The sequence below is a fragment of the Pseudomonas sp. FSL W5-0299 genome (assembly GCF_005930655.1).
Lineage (GTDB): Bacteria > Pseudomonadota > Gammaproteobacteria > Pseudomonadales > Pseudomonadaceae > Aquipseudomonas > Aquipseudomonas mandelii.
Genome location: NZ_RXHX01000025.1, coordinates 1 through 19,150, shown reverse-complemented (window position 1 = coordinate 19,150; position 19,150 = coordinate 1). Strand labels below are relative to the sequence as shown.

At 60.9% G+C, this 19,150-nt stretch carries 21 protein-coding genes and 2 pseudogenes; 13 read left to right on the top strand and 10 right to left on the bottom strand.

Annotated features, from left to right (window positions below; all coding sequences use genetic code 11):
- The first annotated feature begins 23 nt into the window (after positions 1 to 23).
- From merA to FHL16_RS24145, 4 genes are read left to right on the top strand one after another with little or no spacing between them, the layout of a single operon-like run.
- Positions 24 to 1,709, top strand: a complete 1,686-nt coding sequence (gene merA / locus FHL16_RS24160) for a mercury(II) reductase (RefSeq protein ID WP_024552206.1) — start codon at positions 24 to 26, stop codon at positions 1,707 to 1,709.
- A gap of 17 nt (positions 1,710 to 1,726) precedes the next feature.
- Positions 1,727 to 2,092 (top strand): mercury resistance co-regulator MerD, encoded by a 366-nt coding sequence (gene merD, locus FHL16_RS24155; RefSeq protein ID WP_021138753.1) that lies wholly within the window; start codon positions 1,727 to 1,729, stop codon positions 2,090 to 2,092.
- Positions 2,089 to 2,325, top strand: coding sequence for a broad-spectrum mercury transporter MerE (merE, locus tag FHL16_RS24150; RefSeq protein ID WP_021138754.1), 237 nt, complete (start codon positions 2,089 to 2,091; stop codon positions 2,323 to 2,325). Before merD ends, merE begins: the two co-directional genes overlap by 4 nt.
- Positions 2,322 to 3,311 carry a DUF3330 domain-containing protein gene (locus FHL16_RS24145; RefSeq protein ID WP_024552207.1) on the top strand — a complete coding sequence of 330 codons (990 nt, stop codon included), beginning with the start codon at positions 2,322 to 2,324 and terminating at the stop codon, positions 3,309 to 3,311. Before merE ends, FHL16_RS24145 begins: the two co-directional genes overlap by 4 nt.
- A 753-nt stretch (positions 3,312 to 4,064) precedes the next feature.
- On the opposite strand, the gene FHL16_RS24140 is transcribed toward FHL16_RS24145, so the two are convergent.
- On the bottom strand, positions 4,065 to 4,907 hold the full coding sequence (locus FHL16_RS24140; protein ID WP_003464996.1) for a helix-turn-helix transcriptional regulator: 843 nt from the start codon (positions 4,905 to 4,907) through the stop codon (positions 4,065 to 4,067).
- Positions 4,908 to 5,024: 117 nt separating this feature from the next.
- On the opposite strand from FHL16_RS24140, the gene FHL16_RS24135 reads away from it, so the two are divergent.
- The 4 genes and pseudogenes from FHL16_RS24135 to FHL16_RS34265 all read left to right on the top strand — a co-directional run bounded on the left by FHL16_RS24135 (position 5,025) and on the right by FHL16_RS34265 (position 6,808).
- Positions 5,025 to 5,558, top strand: coding sequence for a carboxymuconolactone decarboxylase family protein (locus FHL16_RS24135; RefSeq protein ID WP_020309197.1), 534 nt, complete (start codon positions 5,025 to 5,027; stop codon positions 5,556 to 5,558).
- Between the two features lie 27 nt (positions 5,559 to 5,585).
- Entirely contained in the window at positions 5,586 to 6,134 is a 549-nt protein-coding gene (locus FHL16_RS24130) for a cytochrome P460 family protein (protein WP_003465000.1), read from the top strand.
- A gap of 28 nt (positions 6,135 to 6,162) precedes the next feature.
- A pseudogene (locus FHL16_RS35105) lies at positions 6,163 to 6,483 on the top strand (uracil-DNA glycosylase family protein); the annotation flags it as partial.
- A 61-nt stretch (positions 6,484 to 6,544) separates the two neighbouring features.
- The gene (locus FHL16_RS34265; protein WP_003830781.1) at positions 6,545 to 6,808 is read left to right on the top strand and encodes a uracil-DNA glycosylase family protein; all 264 of its coding nucleotides are present in this window, start codon (positions 6,545 to 6,547) and stop codon (positions 6,806 to 6,808) included.
- A 183-nt stretch (positions 6,809 to 6,991) separates the two neighbouring features.
- Here FHL16_RS34265 and FHL16_RS24115 read toward each other — a convergent pair whose 3' ends face one another.
- Complete coding sequence (locus tag FHL16_RS24115; RefSeq protein WP_003465017.1) at positions 6,992 to 7,876, bottom strand: LysR family transcriptional regulator; 885 nt, start codon at positions 7,874 to 7,876, stop codon at positions 6,992 to 6,994.
- Between the two features lie 114 nt (positions 7,877 to 7,990).
- On the opposite strand from FHL16_RS24115, the gene argC reads away from it, so the two are divergent.
- The 5 genes and pseudogenes from argC to FHL16_RS24090 all read left to right on the top strand — a co-directional run bounded on the left by argC (position 7,991) and on the right by FHL16_RS24090 (position 12,651).
- Entirely contained in the window at positions 7,991 to 8,920 is a 930-nt protein-coding gene (gene argC, locus FHL16_RS24110) for an N-acetyl-gamma-glutamyl-phosphate reductase (RefSeq protein WP_003465021.1), read from the top strand.
- 413 nt (positions 8,921 to 9,333) lie between these two features.
- Positions 9,334 to 9,489: pseudogene (locus tag FHL16_RS34540) on the top strand (OmpA family protein); the annotation flags it as partial.
- 414 nt (positions 9,490 to 9,903) lie between these two features.
- Positions 9,904 to 10,530: a DNA methyltransferase gene (locus FHL16_RS24100; protein ID WP_003465024.1), complete on the top strand. Its 627-nt coding sequence runs from the start codon at positions 9,904 to 9,906 to the stop codon at positions 10,528 to 10,530.
- Positions 10,531 to 10,554: 24 nt separating this feature from the next.
- Entirely contained in the window at positions 10,555 to 11,583 is a 1,029-nt protein-coding gene (locus tag FHL16_RS24095; protein WP_003465026.1) for an IS30 family transposase, read from the top strand.
- Positions 11,584 to 11,619: 36 nt separating this feature from the next.
- Positions 11,620 to 12,651, top strand: coding sequence for a methyl-accepting chemotaxis protein (locus FHL16_RS24090; protein WP_073454648.1), 1,032 nt, complete (start codon positions 11,620 to 11,622; stop codon positions 12,649 to 12,651).
- Positions 12,652 to 13,000: 349 nt separating this feature from the next.
- Here FHL16_RS24090 and FHL16_RS24085 read toward each other — a convergent pair whose 3' ends face one another.
- From FHL16_RS24085 to FHL16_RS24050, 8 genes are all read right to left on the bottom strand, one after another.
- Complete coding sequence (locus FHL16_RS24085) at positions 13,001 to 13,795, bottom strand: ABC transporter permease (protein ID WP_003465028.1); 795 nt, start codon at positions 13,793 to 13,795, stop codon at positions 13,001 to 13,003.
- The gene (locus FHL16_RS24080; RefSeq protein WP_003465031.1) at positions 13,796 to 14,725 is read right to left on the bottom strand and encodes an ABC transporter permease; all 930 of its coding nucleotides are present in this window, start codon (positions 14,723 to 14,725) and stop codon (positions 13,796 to 13,798) included.
- A 325-nt stretch (positions 14,726 to 15,050) separates the two neighbouring features.
- Positions 15,051 to 16,103, bottom strand: a complete 1,053-nt coding sequence (locus FHL16_RS24075) for an ABC transporter substrate-binding protein (protein ID WP_003465034.1) — start codon at positions 16,101 to 16,103, stop codon at positions 15,051 to 15,053.
- A gap of 280 nt (positions 16,104 to 16,383) precedes the next feature.
- Positions 16,384 to 16,608 (bottom strand): DUF2798 domain-containing protein, encoded by a 225-nt coding sequence (locus FHL16_RS24070; protein ID WP_003465037.1) that lies wholly within the window; start codon positions 16,606 to 16,608, stop codon positions 16,384 to 16,386.
- Between the two features lie 54 nt (positions 16,609 to 16,662).
- Entirely contained in the window at positions 16,663 to 17,364 is a 702-nt protein-coding gene (locus FHL16_RS24065) for a cysteine hydrolase family protein (protein ID WP_003465039.1), read from the bottom strand.
- A gap of 90 nt (positions 17,365 to 17,454) precedes the next feature.
- A complete protein-coding gene (locus tag FHL16_RS24060) occupies positions 17,455 to 18,045 on the bottom strand; it encodes a TetR/AcrR family transcriptional regulator (RefSeq protein WP_003465041.1) in 591 nt (196 codons plus the stop codon).
- Between the two features lie 81 nt (positions 18,046 to 18,126).
- Complete coding sequence (locus tag FHL16_RS24055) at positions 18,127 to 18,804, bottom strand: GntR family transcriptional regulator (protein WP_016487046.1); 678 nt, start codon at positions 18,802 to 18,804, stop codon at positions 18,127 to 18,129.
- Positions 18,805 to 18,873: 69 nt separating this feature from the next.
- On the bottom strand, positions 18,874 to 19,150 hold a 277-nt coding region (locus FHL16_RS24050; protein ID WP_238706189.1), incomplete at its 5' end, for an SDR family oxidoreductase.

The following is a 19,150-nucleotide window of genomic DNA, read 5'->3' as shown; positions in this document are numbered from 1 at the left end:
CCAACACAGAAAAGGAACGATGAATGACCACCCTCAAAATCACCGGCATGACCTGTGACTCGTGTGCGACGCACGTCAAGGAAGCCCTGGAGAAAGTTCCCGGCGTGCAGTCGGCGGATGTCTCCTATACGAAGGGCAGCGCCAAACTCGCCGTCGAGGCCGGCATATCGCCGGACGCGTTGACTGCCGCCGTGGCCGGACTCGGTTATCGGGCCACGCTCGCCGACGCGCCCGTGCCTCCGGTGGGCGGTGGCTTGCTCGGAAAGATGCGCGAATGGCTAGGTAGCGGCGACAAGGCTGGTGGTGACGGTGGCGGATTGCATATTGCCGTTATCGGCAGCGGTGGCGCGGCGATGGCGGCGGCGCTGAAAGCCGTCGAGCAAGGCGCGCACGTCACCTTGATCGAGCGCGGCACCATCGGCGGCACCTGCGTCAATGTCGGCTGCGTGCCGTCCAAGATCATGATCCGCGCCGCGCACATCGCCCACTTGCGCCGAGAAAGCCCGTTCGATGGCGGCATGCCGCCCACACCGCCGACGATCTTGCGCGAGCGGTTGCTGGCCCAGCAGCAGGCGCGCGTCGACGAACTGCGCCACGCCAAATACGAAGGCATCCTGGATGACAATCCCGCCATCTCCGTGCTGCACGGCGAAGCCCGTTTCAAGGACGCGCACAGCCTGACCGTGCAACTCAACGGTGGTGGCGAACGTGTGCTGGCGTTCGACCGTTGCCTGATTGCCACCGGCGCGAGTCCGGCCGTGCCGCCGATTCCCGGCCTGAAGGACACGCCGTACTGGACTTCCACCGAAGCACTGGTCAGCGACACCATTCCTGAGCGGCTGGCCGTGATTGGTTCGTCGGTGGTAGCGCTGGAACTGGCGCAGGCGTTCGCCCGACTGGGCAGCAAAGTAACGATTCTTGCACGCAGCACCCTGTTCTTCCGCGAAGACCCGGCCATCGGTGAGGCAATCACGGCGGCGTTCCGCGCCGAAGGGATCGAGGTGCTGGAGCACACCCAGGCCAGCCAGGTCGCGCACGAGGGCGGCGAATTCGTGCTCACCACGGCGCACGGCGAGCTGCGCGCCGACAAACTGCTGGTCGCCACCGGTCGCTCGCCCAACACGCGCAGCCTGGCGCTGGACGCGGCAGGTGTCGCGCTCAACCTGCAAGGCGCTATCGTCATCGACGTCGGCATGCGGACCAGCACGCCGGACATCTACGCGGCCGGCGACTGCACCGACCAGCCTCAGTTCGTCTATGTGGCGGCAGCGGCCGGCACCCGTGCGGCGATCAACATGACGGGCGGTGACGCGGCGCTTAACCTTGCCGCCATGCCTGCCGTGGTGTTCACCGATCCGCAAGTCGCCACCGTGGGCTACAGCGAGGCAGAGGCCCAGCACGACGGGATCGAGACCGACAGTCGCACCTTGACCTTGGACAACGTGCCGCGTGCGCTCGCCAACTTCGACACACGCGGCTTCATCAAGCTGGTCATCGAGGAAGGTAGTGGACGGCTCATCGGCGTACAGGCGGTCGCGCCGGAAGCCGGCGAACTGATCCAGACGGCGGTACTCGCCATCCGTAACCGGATGACCGTGCAGGAACTGGCCGACCAGTTGTTCCCCTATCTGACGATGGTCGAGGGACTGAAGCTCGCGGCGCAGACCTTTAACAAGGATGTGAAGCAGCTTTCCTGCTGCGCCGGGTGAGAAAAAGGAGGTGTTCGATGAACGCCTACACGGTGTCCCGGCTGGCCCTTAATGCCGGGGTGAGCGTGCACATCGTGCGCGACTACCTGCTGCGCGGACTGCTGCGGCCGGTGGCGTGCACCCCTGGCGGCTACGGCCTGTTCGACGATGCGGCCTTGCAACGGCTGTGCTTCGTGCGGGCTGCTTTCGAAGCGGGTATCGGTCTCGACGCGCTGGCGCGGCTGTGCCGGGCGTTGGATACCGCGGACGGCGACGAAGCGGCCGCGCAGCTTGCCGTGCTGCGCCAGTTCGTCGAACGTCGGCGCGAAGCATTGGCCGATCTGGAGGTGCAGTTGGCCACCATGCCGACCGAGCTGGTACAGCATGCGGAGAGTCTGCCATGAACAGCCCCGAGCGCTTGCCGACCGAGACACACAAGCCGTTCACCGGCTACCTGTGGGGCGCGTTGGCCGTGCTCACCTGTCCCTGCCATTTGCCGATTCTCGCTGTGGTGCTCGCGGGGACGACGGCCGGCGCGTTCATCGGGGAGCATTGGGGTATTGCAGCCATCACGCTGACCGGCTTGTTTGTCCTGTCCGTGACGCGGCTGTTGCGGGTCTTCAAGGAAAGATCGTGAGCACATCACTGCCCGCCAGATGGACGGCGACCGAATTGGCGCAGGCGGTTGTGCGCGGGCAGTTTGAGCTGCACTACCAGCCGATTGTCGATTTGCGCAGTGACCAGATTGTCGGTGCGGAAGCCCTGTTGCGCTGGCGTCATCCGCAGCTCGGACTTTTGCCGCCGGGCCAGTTCCTGCCCGTGGTCGAATCGTCCGGCTTGATGCCTGAAATCGGCGCTTGGGTGCTGGGCACCGCCTGCCGCCAGATGCGCGAATGGCGGATGCTGGCATGGCAACCGTTCCGGCTCGCCGTCAATGTTTCGGCGAGCCAGGTAGGACCGGATTTCGACGGGTGGGTAAAGGGCGTGCTGGCTGACGCCGAGTTGCCTGCCGAGTATCTGGAAATTGAGCTGACCGAATCGGTCGCGTTCGGCAATCCGGCGATCTTCCCAGCCCTGGAAGCCTTGCGACAGATCGGTGTGCGCTTCGCTGCCGATGACTTCGGGACGGGGTATTCCTGTCTGCAACACCTGAAGTGCTGCCCGATTACTAAGCTCAAGATCGACCAGTCCTTCGTCGCCGGACTCGCCGACGACCACCGCGACCGGACCATCGTGCACACCGTGATTCAGCTTGCGCACGGGCTGGGAATGGACGTGGTGGCCGAGGGCGTGGAAACGCCGACCAGTCTCGCGCTGTTGCGGCAAGCGGAGTGCGATACGGGGCAAGGCTTCCTGTTCGCCAAGCCAGTGCCGGCGGCGGCATTCGCCGCCTTTGTCAGTCAATGGAGGGGTGCCACCATGAATGCAAATGATCCGACTGCCACCAGTTGCTGCGTGTGCTGCAAGGAAATCCCGCTCGACGCCGCCTTCACACCGGAAGGTGCGGAGTACGTCGAGCGCTTCTGCGGGCTGGAGTGTTATCAACGCTTCCAGGCGCGGGCAAGCAACGCGACCGAAACGAGCGCCGAACTGAACGCTTGCGGTTCGCCGCCGTCAGATTGAGGCATGCCCTAACTGGGCGTCAGGCCGGAACCTTGGGCAGTGTCAGAATAGGGCCGATTCCAGCATTTTCTGACGACTCGCCTGCAACCTCTAGGGCCTCAACCTGACAGGCCGCACGCTTAGCGTACGATTTTGTCCGTTTTCTCTATCGTCCCCTCCATGCCCGACGGACGGTCGCCGGCCCGCCCTGGTCGAAGGCCGCCCCACTCGGCCCGGCGAGGCCCGGCCAAGGTTGGACAGTTGCAGCGGCCAAAATCGCCCCCTGCGGCCTCCTGGGCGCGTTTCTGGTGCCAAGGTAGGCTTGCCCCCTGACTGACAGCTTCCGCGTTGTGTGGGCGATTCTGGAGGCTCTGACGCTGCTCCGGTTGCAGCGCTCCCGCCCCCTCTTTGGCGTTCAACCTGTCGTTTTCAGAAGACGGCTGCACTGAACGTCAGAAGCCGACTGCACTATAGCAGCGGAGGGGTTGGATCCATCAGGCAACGACGGGCTGCTGCCGGCCAATAGCCGACAATGACGACACTGGAAATCCCCGCCTGTGAGCGTCGGCTCAGGGCGGGACAGCGTCATCCAGCTACCTGCGCCACTGACTCAGCCTTGTCCAGCCGGCCGCGCCGCACGAACAGACTGACCAGCCGTTGACGGATCGCCACCTGGAGTTCCGCCAGTTGTTCCGGCGTGATGCGAATTTCACCCGCTCGACGAGCGCAACACCGGCGCCGCCTACGCCAAGAACCGGCGAATCGAACTCAAACTCACGAACCGCTGAGCGCCGCGTCACCGCGCTGCTGCGCCAGCCAGTCGCGCGGGGCGCAGCCCATGCGCACGCGGAAGGCGCGCGCCAGAGCGTTCGGGCTGCCGTAGCCGACGCGGTCGGCCACCACCGCCACCGGCCGCCCCTGCTTGAGCAGGGTGCAACTGACGTTCATCCGCCAGTCGGCCAGATAGTCGCCCGGCGTGACGCCCACCGCGTCCTTGAACGCGGCGGCGAAGCGCGCGCGTGACATGCCCGCCTTCGCCGCCAGCGCCTCGAGCGACCACGCGGTCTGCGGCGCATCGTGCATGGCGGTTATGGCGCGCGCGAGTTTCGGGTCGGCCAGGCCCGCCAGCAGTCCGGTGGCGCCAAGCCGCCCATCCATCAGATAACGCAGCAACTGGATCAGTAGCAACTCGCACAAGCGGTCGATGGCGGCCTGCCGACCGCACTGGTCGCGCTCGGCTTCGGCAAACAGCAACTCTAGCGTCGGCCCGAGGCCGGGCAAGTCCGCCAACGGAATCAGCAGCATCGACGGCAAGGCCATGGCCAACGGATTGCCCGTCGAAGCGCCCAGGTCGACCTCCGCACACAACCGCTCAGCGGTATCGCCGGGGGCGGCGACAAAACGATGCGACGCCACGCGCGGATAAAACAGCAGGCTCGGCTCGGTAACCAGCAGATCTTCATGCACGGGCGAACGCGCCGTAATCGGGCCGCGCCGCACCAGATGGATATAGCCATGCGGCGCCGCGTAATGATGCTGCCCACAGAAGGCGCCGCTGTGAAAAACGCGCGCCGAAAGCGAGTAGTGCCGGAGCAAGCCGGCCAGTCGATCCGCCATTCCACTCTCCATATAAGACGATAGGTTACGTATTTGATACTTTACGTGCCATATCGTACCAAACAAAGGGCGATCATGCCCACGTGCTCTTGCACCTCACCCACTACGGAGATAGACATGACCCAAATCGCCCCCCTGACCATCGACACCGCTGACGCCGCTACCGCTGCCACACTCAAGGCCGTCAAAGCCAAGCTTGGCATGGTGCCGAACCTGTTCGCCACGCTGGCCCACGCGCCGGCGGCGCTCAATGGCTACCTCGGCTTGTCCGAAACGCTGGGCACCGGCCGCCTGAATGCCTCCCAGCGCGAGATCGTTGCGCTCGCTGCCGGTCAAGCCAATCGCTGCCAGTATTGCCTGAGCGCACACACCCTGATCGGCAAAGGTGCCGGACTGTCGGCAGAGGCCATCGCCGCGGCCCGCACCGGCCAGGCGGCCAACGCACTTGACGATGCAATCGCCGGCTTTGCCCGCGCGCTGGTCGAGCAACGCGGCGTGGTGTCGGCCGACGCCATGGCCAACTACCGCCGCGCGGGGCTCGACGACGGCCTGATACTGGAAGTGATCGCCAACGTCGCGCTGAACACGCTCACCAACTACACCAACCACATCGCCGACACCACGGTGGATTTCCCCGTGGTCGCCGTCTGATCTCCATAGGCATATAAGGAGAACACGATGAAAATCGCACTCACCGGCGCTCTGCTCGCCAGCGCCCTCGTCCTGCCACTGGCCGTCACGGCCGGCGACTTTTCGCCCTATGTGGACAGCCAGGGCGGCATCAGCCGCCCCACAGACTTCCGCACAAACTTCGTCCACCTGGGCTCATATGCGGTGTTGGACGAAAAATCCGCCTCTCGCGGCTTGCACGATGTGTACACCGAAAAGGCCTCGGCCGAGCACTACCGCAAGACCGGCAAGTTCTTGGACGGCGCCACGCTGGTGAAAGAGATCCGCAAGCTCGAAACCAGCGCCATGACCACTGGCAACCCTGTGGTCTGGGGTTCCGATGCGGCCGTGTGGTTCGTGATGGTCAAGGACGCCAAAGGCCGTTTCGCCAGCAACCCCTTGTGGGGCGACGGCTGGGGCTGGGCGCTGTTCAAGGCCGACGCCCCCGCCAAGAATGTCGCCGTCAGCTACGAAGCCGACTGCATGGGCTGCCATGTGCCGGCGGCCAAGACCGACCGCGTATTCATCCAGGGCTATCCGACACTGACCCAGCACTGACTTGCTGCCGGGTTACGCTTCGCGCAGGATGGCACCTCCGTCCTGCGCGAGCCACCCTTTCCGGAAGCGCGCCATGCCGACACTCGACGCCTTTCTGACCGACGTCCGCGCCTGCACGCGCTGCGCACCGCATCTGCCACACGGCGTGCAGCCGGTCTTCCAGTTTCACCCGAGTGCGCCCATCCTCATCGCCGGCCAAGCACCGGGGGCCCGGGTCCATGCCTCAGGCGTGCCCTTCGACGACGCCAGCGGCGCGCGTCTGCGCGCCTGGCTGGGCGTGGACCGCGACACCTTCTACGACCCTACCCGCATCGCCATTCTGCCCATGGGCTTCTGTTATCCGGGCACCGGCAAAAGCGGTGACCTGCCGCTACGCCCGGAGTGCGCCCCCCGCCTGGCGCGAAGCCTTCATGCAGCGTTTCGAGCGCCTGTCGCTGGTCATCGTGCTGGGCAGCTACGCCATGGACTACCACCTCGGTACTGGCAAGACGCCGCTCACCCGGGTGGTCGAAGCCTGGCGCGAGCACTGGCCGCAAGCGTTCCCCCTGCCTCACCCTAGCCCGCGCAACAATCGCTGGCTGGTGCGCAACCCCTGGTTCCAACAAGACGTGCTGCCCGCGCTGCAAGCACGCGTCCAGGCAGTCCTCACCGCCAACCCCAAGGAAACCCCATGACCGACGACACCGCCGCCATTACCGAGCTGCTGCACAAGTACTACGACACCCTGGCCTGGGCGAACGGAGACAGGCACCGGCTTTGGAGCGATGAACGACGGCTTCAGGTGCGGTAGCTGACGCCTGGGACCTCAATCACCGTATGACCGGGTCGAAAGCGGTCCTTTCTCTGACAACATCGCCCTAGCCCGCACTCAACCCCCACAACACATCCAGCACATGTTGCGTAGGCCGCTCGACGTCCCCACCACGGTGGGCAATACCAAGTTGACGCCACAATAAGGGCTGTAATGGCCGCATGACGATCCTGGTATCGGGCAATGGCGTGGAGGCTTCATGCGGCAACAACGTCGCACCATAACCGGCCGCCACTAGGCTTTTGATCGCATCGTTGTAGTTCAGTTGAATACGCGGCGTGGGCTGCCGTCCATCACTGGCGAACCACTCCGAGGTCAAGCGCGAAAGCCGAGTAGTTTTGTCATTCAGAATTAATGGCTGGGCGGCCAGCCAACCGGGGGTCACAACATCCGGGCATTCCCAGCGAGCCGGCAAGAAGGCCATGACCGGGTCCCGCCGCCATGGCTCGATCCGCAATTCCTTCACCGGGGTCTGTGGCAGCGCGACCAGACCGATCTCCAAAGAGCCCTCGGCAAGCTTCTTCAAAGTTTCCTGCGACGTGAGCACCGCGACCTGCACATCGATAGCGGGATGGCGTTGGCCCAACGTCTCCAAAGCTTGCGGCATCAACTGTGCGATGGCCCCTGTGGAGGCACCCAGCCGCACACGCCCGGCCAAGCCCTGCACCTGACGCTCCACGTCCTCAAGCGCCTGCTCCGCATCCGCCAACAGGCGCCGCGCGCGCTCCACCAGCGTTTCTCCAATCGCCGAAGGCTGAATGCGCCCACGTGTGCGCGACAACAGCTTTCCGCCAACCCGCGACTCCAGGTCGGCAATATGCAAACTGACCGTGGGTGGCGCGAGGTGCAGCACACGGGCCGCCTCGGCAAACGAACCCAGGTCGGCAATGGCCACCAACGTGCGCAGACGGTCCAGGCTGATTTCGCGCATGAGTCACTCCTTGTTCAGAAAAGCTGAATTTCATCGTTTAGAAATTCAACTTTTCCTATCTTAGCCCCTCACTGAAGATTGGAACTCCTGATTTCCTATGTCCGAGAGCATTCCATGGCAAGTCCTCTTATATTCATCGACGGCGACCAAGGCACCACCGGGTTGCAAATCCATCAACGTCTACGCGACCGGACCGATCTGCGGCTTATCACGCTCAGCCCCGAACATCGCAAGGATCCGCAACGTCGCGCCGAAATCATCAACGCCTGCGACATCGCGATTCTCTGCTTGCCCGACCAAGCCGCACGCGACGCTGTAGCGAGCATCGAAAACCCCGCCGTTCGGGTGATCGATGCGAGTTCGGCGCACCGCACCCATCCAGACTGGACCTATGGTTTCGCGGAGATGAACTCGCAGCAGGCCCAACGCATCGCCACGGCACGGCGGGTCAGCAATCCCGGTTGCTATCCCACGGGGGCGATAGGGCTGCTGCGCCCATTGCTGGAGGCCGGGTTGCTGCCCAGGGACTATCCGACGAACATTCATGCTGTGTCGGGCTATTCCGGAAAAGGGCGCGTTGGCGTGCAAGAGCATGAGGGAGAGGGCGCATCACAGGCGCCCGCGTTTCAGGTTTATGGTCTGGGGCTGGCACACAAACATATTCCGGAGATTCAGCAGCAAAGCGGTCTGATGGAGCGGCCGATGTTTGTGCCGGCTTATGGGGCTTTTCGGCAGGGGATCGTGCTGACCATACCGTTGCAACTTCGCTTGTTGGCGCCGGGCGTGGATGCGGTGCGGTTGCATGCGTGTCTTATGCAGCACTACGTCGATGCGGACCATGTACAGGTGATGTCGATGCAGGAGGCCAAAGGGTTGACGTGCCTTGATCCTCAGGCGCTTAACGGGACTGATAGTTTGCGATTGGTGGTGTGTGAAAATGATGAGACGGGGCAGGTTTTGTTGGCTGCGGTGTTTGACAATCTTGGGAAGGGAGCCGCTGGAGCGGCGGTGCAGAATCTGGATTTGATGGTTGCAGGAACATGACTCCGACTACCCACTGGCTCTAGAGTCTATGGCTCGAATTTTCGAGCGGTTGTTTCCTCTCTGTTTATGGCCTGGCATCGACGGCATTAAACGAGTCGAAAACAGAATCTACGCGTGTCAGCAGTTTGCAATCCAGTCAGGCTTTGAAGTTAAACGGTCGTCCACGACAGGCAGCAATCGGCCAACAGCGGCCGTTTTAGAGTAGGGAAAATAAATCCCCTTTTCTGCTGTCTACGCTTCGCAGCGCCGGTTACCCGGTCACCACGCAAGACTCGCTTCCGGTCGGTGGCTAACCTTTACCGGGCGGGGGTCATACCCGCTGGGTTTCTTACGCCATTTCGTGACGGCTTGCGCCGTCATTCCCAGGCGACCAAGCTTTGCCTGGCGCACATAAATCAGTCCCCTTTTTCTCTTTGCGCAGCAATGGCGTCGATCCTTCGCGCCTGCAAACCTTTGGTGCAGGCTCCAGCTCGCCCATTGCCCCCAACGACACCGCCGAGGGTCGCGCCCAAAATCGCCGCGTTGAAATCAAACTGGTGCCCCGTAGCGGCGCTGTAGCTCAAGGGTAATGGTGCCTTGGTGCTCTTTTCGTCGGATGCCCAGCTATCTTTTAATGGGTTACGGGCGATTTGCAGTGGGCTCCAAAACCTGGCCTCAGGAGGTGCAAGCTCCCGTGGCACCGGCTTTGGACTGGGCAGACCAATACGCCGGCCCATAAGCCCATAAGGATCCCGGCCTCGGCCGGGTTCTTTATGCCCGCTTCGCGGGCTTGAGCCCAGAAGGGAGCGGCGTGCGCCGGATTCGCATCTGCCAGCCAGTACGCAGCCCGTTTGGAACTCAGTTGATCCGTCTTTTTCAACGGTTTAACAGCCAAATCAATACGTTCACAAGTACACTCGCCACCCTAGGGATGGTGAAGCATCCACGAGCGGTACTAGAATTTTCAGCTTTTCGGTGCCGCCGCACGAATTCAAGGGGCAAGCATGGATTACGAACAACTGCCGAGGGCCGCCTTGGTCCGTATGCTGCAGGAGCATGATGCGGCGCTTGCCGATGCTGGCAAGAATGGCATCGTTATGAGTTACACCGGGCGGGCTGCTCCCTGGCAGATCATCCGCCAGGTCAAGCCGAAGCTGCATCGTATTATCAAGAAAGTATCCTTTGGAGAGGAAACCGCCCAGTCAGAGAATGAGATCTGGGACGGTGAAAACCTTTCTGCGATGGTCACGCTCTATAAATATCGTGGTCAAGTTGATCTTGTAGTAACAGACCCGCCGTACAACACCGGCGAGGACTTCCGCTATAACGACAAGTGGGACAAGGATCCAAACGATCCAGATCTCGGCGATGTAGTTCCTAAAGATGATGGGTCCAAGCACAGCAAATGGTTGCGCTTCATGACACCCAGAATCTGGATGATGCGTGAGATGCTAACCCCAGGCGGGGTTATGGCTATCTGTATTGATCATAGGGAACTATTTAGACTTGGCATGCTCATGGACGAAATCTTCGGCGAAGAGAATCGCATTGGCATAATCAATTGGCAGAAAAGCTATTCACCTCGCAGTGATAATAAGGGGGCGGCGGCGAAAACTGAGTGCAACACCTGACCTTTCCGGTACGGTGCTGTCCCTATGTCTTATTCCGAACTCAGCGTTGAAGAGCGCGCCACCATTCAAATCGGTCATGCCCAAGGTTTCAGCCTGCGCGGGATTGCCTGCTTGATCAACCGATCCCCTTCGACCATCAGCCGGGAGCTGCGCCGCAATCGAGATGCCTGTGGCGGCTACTCGGCCCGCGTGGCCCAGCAGCAGATGCAGGCCCGCCGTCAGGTGTGTCGACCGAAGCAAAAGCTGTTGCCGGGTAGCGAGCGCTTCGAATTGGTGGCGCATATGCTGCGTGAGCGTTTGTCTCCCGAGCAGATTGCCGGCAAGCTGCGCAGCATGAATATTCCCAGCCTCAGAGATGCCTACGTCTGTCGCGAGACGATCTATAACGCGATCTATGCCTTGCCAGTCGGCGAGCTGCGTAAAGAGCTGATCATCTGCCTGCGCCAAAGCAAGACGATGCGCAGGCCGCGCTCTGGCGGCGTGGATCGGCGCGGTCAGATCCCTGAGAGGGTCAGTATTCATGTACGTCCGCCGGAGATCGAAGACCGACTGATGCCAGGGCATTGGGAAGGCGACCTGATCAAGGGCAAGGCCAACGCCTCGTCTGTAGGTACGCTGGTGGAGCGCACCAGTGGCTACCTGATGCTGGTGAAGATGAACGACGCGACGGCGACCTCGGCGATGGAAGGCTTCAGTGCAGCGCTCAATGGCATGCCGCTGGCGATGCGCAAGAGCATGACCTACGACCAGGGCCGAGAAATGGCGCGGCATGCTGAAATCACCCAGCAGACCGGGGTGGCGATTTACTTCTGCGACCCGCACAGCCCTTGGCAGCGCGGCAGTAACGAAAACATCAATGGCCTGATCCGCCAGTACCTGCCCAAAGGCACGGACTTGTCGGTGCATAGCCAGGAGGAACTGGATGCCATCGCACTGCAACTGAACATGCGCCCCCGTAAGCGCTTCGACTTCAAGTGTCCGATCGAGGTTATGGACGAGGTGATGCAGGAAGCTATGGCTATGCGGCATGATGCTCCAGCTTCAATTCAATAACCGTGTTGCACTCAGCTCCTGTAACCGCCCACTTTAATGTCAGGAAGCTTAAGCTCTGTTAGTGTTTTGGCTATTCTCTCTCCTCTTGGAAGACTGGTTGAAAGAGCCAGGAATATTTCCAATAACCCATTAAGTCAATCCCTCTACACTGGGCGCACCGATGAGTTTGGCCAAATAGAGTTTGCTTTACGAATGATGCAAGCTGAAACAGGCGCCATAGTAGGTCGCATAGGTGATGCATCAAATCGGCTTAGCGAACACACCCGAGGCCTACTAAAGGATATTGAGTCAAGCAATGTACTTACAGTTGAGCAGCAGGCAGAGACAGATCAAATAGCAACGGCAGTAAACCAAATGGCGGCAAGCATTCAAGAGGTTGCGAGCAATGCACAGCATGCTGCAGATGCGGCCGGAAGAGCAGACACTGAGACGGCATCTGGCCAGCGTCTGGTAGCCCACACAAGCCAGTCAATCACTGCCCTTGAAGGTGAAATTAGGCAAGCCGCTCAGGTTATTCATGAGCTTGAAGGTCAAAGTAACGAGATATCAAAAGTTCTTGACGTTATACGAGGAATCGCCGAGCAAACGAATTTGTTGGCACTCAACGCAGCAATTGAGGCCGCGCGTGCTGGTGAGCAGGGGCGTGGTTTTGCTGTTGTCGCCGATGAGGTTCGCAGTCTTGCTGCTCGCACACAGCAATCGACAACGGATATTCAAAGCATGATCAGCGCTCTACAAGAGCGAGCGCAATCCGCTGTTACAGTCATGGAGCAAAGTAGTCGGCAAGCGCACACGAGTGTAGCTCACGCAGAGGAAGCAGCTACAGCTCTTGATGGAATTGGCCAACGCGTTAACGAAATTACCGACATGAACGCGCAAATAGCGACTGCGGTCGAGCAGCAGGGAGCAGTAAGTGAAGACATAAACCGCAGTATTATCAATATACGCGATGCTGCTGATACCAATGTACAGACCGGGCAGAATAATTTGCAAAGTGCGAAATCTGTCGCTCAGTTAACTAGCGCTCTGAGCGAACTGGCAAAACAGTTTTGGGAAAAACGAGGATAACGCTTTTCAGTATCTCGACAGGGATAACTTACTTTACCATCGGTTATCCCTTTTAGCCGCACAAATTTTAGCCATGGCTTTTCAGGAAGTCAGGGCTATCAGAATGGCCTTAGAAAGCCTAGTCAAAGAGCTGTCACGAGAACACCGTTAGCTTAGCGTACGATTTTTTCCGAATTCTGCGGTTCCCCCGAGATGGGCCTGGACACGGGTGATAGATGCTGAATTAAGCCGTGTGACGGCAGGCTGTGCTGGGCTGCACGTCGGCATGGGCGTGCGTGGTCAGGACGCAAAAACACACTTGCCCGCAATGGCGGGCAAGTGTGTTTGCAGAGGGGGAGTGCGTTGTTGGTTATTGTTTGTTGCGACCGGCAATCACCACCAGGATCAGCGACGCCAGGATCAGGATCGAACTGATAGCGGCAATGGTCGGATCGATCTCGTCGCGCAGCGCCGTGAACATGCGCTTGGTCAGAGTCTGGTTGTCGCCGCCGGAGATGAACAGCGCCACCACAGTTTCATCCAGCGAGGTGATGAAGGCGAACAGTGTCGCCGAGACCACACTGGGCTTGATCTGCGGCAGGGTCACGGCCATGAAGGCGCGAAAGCGGTTCATGCCCAGGCTGCGCGCCACCATTTCCTGGGACATGTCGAAGTTACGCAGACCGGCCAGCAGCGCGATGATCACGTAGGGCAAGGCGAGCATGATGTGCGCCAGCACCAGGCCGGTCAGCGTGCTGATCAGGCCGACCCGGGCGTAAACGAAGAACACGCCGGCGGCGATCAGGATGATGGGCACCATCATCGGCAGCAGCAGGATGATCTGCAGCGTACGCACCACCTTCAGGCTGGAGTTGTTGATGGCGTAGGCGGCCGCCATACCAATCGGCAGGCTGATGGCCATGGTGAAAAATGCCGTGATCAGACTGACCCGCGCCGCCGACATCCACTCCACGCTGTTGAAGAACGCCTCGTACCAGTGGAAGGACCATTGCTTGGGAGGGAATTGCAGGAAGCGCGCCTCGGAGAACGACATGGGTACCACGATCAGCACCGGGATGATCAGGTACAGCAGGATCGCCGCGACCAGCACCGTGAACAGCACGTGGGACAGGCGAAGGTGACGCAGGTTGGCAAGCAGGTTCATTTAGCGCGCTCCCAGGATGCGTTCGATGGGGATGAAGCGATTGATGCCCCAGAAGATCAGGAACACCACAAACAGCAGCACCAGGCCGACTGCGCTGGCTGCGCCCCAGGCGTGATAGAGCTCGACGTTGCGTTGCACCAGCATCGACACCAGGATCGTGCGGCCACCGCCGAGCAGTTCCGGGGTGATGAAGAAGCCTAGGCAGATGACGAACACCAGGATGGAACCGGCCATGACCCCCGGCGCTGCCATCGGCAGGAAGACCCGGCGGAAGGTGTAGAAGGGTTTGGCGCCAAGGCTCTCGGACGCTTGCATGAGGTCCTGGGGGATTTTTTTCATCACCGAATACAGCGGCAGGACCATAAAGGGCAGCATGACGTGCAGGGTGCCGATTACCGTGCCAGTGGTGTTGTGCATCAGCGTCAGGGGTTGGTCGATGATGCCAAGGTCCATCAGCGTCTGATTGACCAGTCCGCGGCGTTGCAGGAGCACCAGCCAGGCATAGGCCCGCACCAGCACGCTGGTCCAGAACGGCAGGATCACGCAGATCAGAATCAGGTTGGCCCAGAAACCCTGCAGGCGCGAAGCGGCGTAGGCAATGGGGAAGCCCATGACGATCGACAGGATCGTCACCAGGAAACTGATCTTGAAGGTCAGGGCGAAGGTGTCCCAGTAAATGCTTTCCTGGAAAATCCGGATGTAGTTGGCCAGGGAAAACCCTTCCTCGGTCTGGACCGACTGAAAGGCCAGCCAGCACAGCGGCATGATCAACAGCACCACGACCATGACCAGCGCCGGGGTGAGCAGCAACAGCATGGAGGTGTGCTCCTTGCGTTCTTCACGGGCCAGGGCGTCTTCGCTGGTCATGGGCGGCTGGTGCTGCTGGTCGCTGGAGTCGGGCATGGATTTGGCGAGATAGGCGTTGGACATGATGACCTCTCGTCACTGCGCAGTGCTGGAGGGTATCCAGCACTGACGGGTAGCGCTGGCGGTGGCAGTCGTCCTGGCGGACAGCAGGGTGCGGTGCTCGGGTAATGTCATGTGAAGAACTCCCAATGGTGGGCAGGTACTTGAGGCGAGCGCGAGTTGTCTGCACAGGTCACTCTGCGGGACCCTCAGGCCTAATGTACCGGGATGCCAACGAATGAAGTGGACGCAATTGACCGGTGCGCAAGCGCTTTATGTCGAAATCGCGGGGGCAGACGGCATGTCCTGCGCCGAGGCCTCTGGCCTGCGGCGCAGCAACGGCCGATGGCTATTTTTTCTGGACGAAGGACAACCAGCGTTCTTCGGCCTTGACCCCGGCTTCGGAGGCCCACCATTGCGCCGAGAGCAGGGCCTGGCGCGAGATGTTGCCGGGTGCGGAAGGCAGCTTGGCCTCGCGCTCGGCCGGGATTACCCCGGTCTTGAAGGCTTCGGGGTTGAGCGGGCCGTAGTCGATGATCATCGGCAACGCCGCTTGCAGTTTGGCATCGATGGCCTCGTTGACGAATTTCATGGCGGCCACCTTGTGCGGCGAGCCTTTGAGGACGCACAACGAGTTGGTTTCCAGCACACCCTGGTTGTAGTCGAATGCCACGGGTGCGCCGGCGGCCTGTACGGCGGTGATACGGCCGTTCCAGGCCTGGATCATGTCCACTTCGCCGTCGCTGATCAGCTGCGCCGACTGCCCGCCGGACGTCCACCAGGTGGCGATGTCGGGCTTGATCTGCTCAAGCTTGCGGAAGGCGCGATCGACGTCCAGCGGATAGAGCTTGTCCATCGGCACGCCATCGGCCAGCAGCGCGATTTCCAGGGTTGGACGTGGCAGGTTACGTAGGGAGCGCTGGCCCGGGTATTTTTTGGTGTCCCAGAAGTCGGCCCAGGTCTTGGGTACGTCCGCGCCTTTGAACGCGTCCGTGCGATACGCCAGCACCGTGGAGTAGCTGATGTAGCCGACGCTGTATTCGTCCTTGAGGCTGTCGGGTATTTGCGCGGCATTGGGAATCAGCGCAAGGTCGAGCTTCTCGAACAGCCCTTCGGCTTCGCCACGGATGCAGTCGCCAGTGGGCAGGTCCACCACGTCCCAGGTGACCTTGCCGCTCTCGACCTGGGTCTTGATGATCGGGTAGGCCTTGGGCGAGCTGTCCTGTTTGAGCGTCAGACCGAGCTTTTTCGCCGCAGGCTCCAGGATCGCCTTGCTCTGGGCTTCCTGATAAGCACCGCCCTGGGATACGAACGTGATGTCCTCGGCCATGGCCTGGGTGGCGCTACCGATGAACAGGGCCAGACTCGCGAGTTGGAAAGCTGTAGTGCGCAATGTGCTCATGGAAAGACTCCGAATGGTTGGCAGATTTTCTTGGGCGAGCTGTAGGTTTTGTTGTCGGTCGCTCTGCGGGACCATGGAGGTCTAATGTACCGGCTTGTCCGTGAACGAAGCGGCTACAAATGCGCGGATGAAAAGTGGTTTATTGCGAAAATGCGAACGGGCACAGTATTTCGTGCGTCGGGTGCGGGCTTGCGCGCCTGTCGCGAGCAGCCCCGAAGCCCCCGGTAGGAGCGAGCATGCTCGCGATGGCGGTGTGTTGGGTGAGTCATAGCCAAGTCATTCAGCCCACCGTCATCCGCCTCACCACGCGCCGAATCATCGGCGCCGCCAGCACCACCACCGGCAACATCGATACCCACGACAGCGCCCACGCGTTCAACCAGCGGCCGGCAAAGGCCAGGTCGAGCGCATGGGGTGTGGTGGCGATGGCGGCCGCGACCGCGCAGGTCAGGCCGGATTGAACGACGCCGAAAACGAAATGCTCATAACGGGCGGGGATTTTCATCGGGGGTTCTCGAGAAAGAGCGGGGGGGCGCGATGCCCGGCCGCTCGGGCACGATCAAGCCGGTTGCAGTTGCGCGATAGTCTCTTCGGTGGTCCACAGCCCGTGGGCGAGGAAGCGGTAATTGATGATGGCCGCCAGGTAGCCGTCGCCATCCGGCAGGCGCGGGCCGGCGGTGGCGTCGCGTACCACGACTATTTCAAAGCCCTGTTCGAGCAGTTCGCGCAGGTGTGATTCCACGCAAAGGTTGGCCGCCATGCCGGCGAGGATGATCTGCGACACGCCTTTCTTGCGCAATTGCAGCGCCAGGTCGTTGGTTTCCGGGCCGTAGACCTTGTGCGGCGAGGCGATGATGGTCTCGCCGTCGAGAATGTACGGCTTGTAGATCTCGAGGAAATCGGCGCCGGAGCCTTCGAAGTTTTCCAGGGTGTTCGGTCCCTTGCGATCGAACATGCAGATGCTGTGCATGACCTTTTCCAGCGGACCGCCAAAATGCCAGTCGTGGTCGTGCGGGTAGTAATAGTGTGGCGACACGGCCACGGGCAGGTCGTGAGCCTTGAAGGCCTTGAACAGTTTTTCCAGGTTTTCGACGGTGTTGTTCTCGACGATGCTCTCACCGAACACCGCCCAACTGGCGCCGGCAGGGCTGAGGAAGTCGTTCTGTGGGTCGATGACCACCAGGGCGGCTTTGCTCAGGTCGAGCTTGAAACCAGTGGCAGGCAGTGCGGGTTCGGCGGGGTCGGCGTACAGATGGCTCATGACGATTTACCTCTTGGGTGCTTGCGTGGATGAGACGTGAATGTTGCTTTATATAAATGACCAGTCGTCTTATTAATGAGGAAAAAAAACTCACTCCAATAGCCGAGGCAAGACCATCGATACGAAACGCTGCAGAGGTGCACCGTCGCGCAGGACCTTGCCGCGCATGACCGCACCTTCCCAGCCTTCGACGATGACACTGGCCAGCGCTTCGGCGTCGTGAGTTTCAGAGAGTTCGCGGCGCTGCTGCGCTTCACGCAGGCAGCTCGCGAGCAAACCTTCCCAGCGCGCCAGCACATCGGCCAGACGCTTGCGGGTTTGTTCGCTGCCATTGGACATTTCCAGGGACAGGTTGCCAATCAGGCAACCCAGGCTGTATTCATGCTCGCCGTGCTCGAGCACCAGGGCCTGGAAGAACTGGCCGATGCGCTCCAGCGGCTTGACCCGGGCGTCGTAGAAGATCGGCCCGTGGCGGGTTTCGATCGAGGTCCAGTATTCCTCGAGGATCTCTGCCGCGAAGTCTTCCTTGCTGGCGAAGTAGTTGTAGAAAGAGCCCTTGGGAATCTCGGCAGCGGCGGTGATGTCCTGGACGCCGCAGCCGTTGAAGCCACGGTTGTGAACCACCTGGCGGCCAATCGACAGCAAACGGGATCTGACTTCGAGGTTGACCGGGCGAGCCATGACAGAGACATCCAGTGATGAGAAAGTTTTAATAAACTAACTGGTCATCTATGTTTCGTCAACAGTCGAATTGACTGCCAATCAGTCCGCCTGCGCCATCTCGATGTACTCGAGCATCTTCTCGTTGCCATCGAGAATGTCACGGCAGATGGCCGCCCGTGCCGCCGCGCCATCGCGGCGCTTGAGTGCGTCGAGCACTTCCCAGTGATGGTCGATGGCCATGCGCTCGTTGAAGTTGCCATAGGCACGGGCGATCAGTGGGCCGGTGCGCATCCACAGGCTATCGAGCAAACCCGCCAGCACCGGCATGCGCGCGATGGTGGTCAGCGCGTAGTGAAATTGCTGATTGCACTTGAGAGCGGCTTGCAAGTCCTGGGCGTTGATCGCGGCGATGTTGTTTTCGATGCAGGCTTGCAGGTCTGCGAGTTCGCTGTCGGTCACCAGCGCGGCGGCCGTCTCCGCAGCCAGGCCTTCAAGCGCCAGGCGGATGCTGCGGATCTCGCCGTATTGCGCGGCGGTGAGGATGGGTACGCGGATGTCACGCGGGGTCTTGAGGATCAGCGCCTGTTCCTTGGCCAGTTGCAGGATCGCGTCGCGCACCGGTGTGACGCTGGTGCCCAGTTGTTCGGCCAGGTCGCGGATGCGCAGGCGGTCATCGGGCTGGAAACGCCCGGTGATCAGTGCCTCGCGCAGCAACTCGTAGATGCCACTGCCCAGGTAAGAGTGATTGAGGGTTTGAATAGGGTAGGGGTTGCTCATTGATCGCTCATCTGCGGCGGATGCCCGGCCCGAATGATGGAAGTTTCCGGCCGGGATTTCCAGATTATTTCAGACGTGCTGACCACCGTTGACATGAATCTCCGAACCGTTGATGTACGACGCGCCTCGGGTGCAGAGGAAATGCACCAGGGATGCGACTTCTTCCGGCTTGCCCAAGCGGTGCATGGGGATCTGCTGATCGACGATCAGTTCGGTCCCGGCAGACAGGATCGACGTCTCGATCTCACCCGGTGCAATCGCATTGACGGGGTTTGGGGAGCAATGGAACCAAAAACCAACGTAAGCTCTGAATCCCACCGTAAAGGGGCTTTCCGATCTCCAGCTC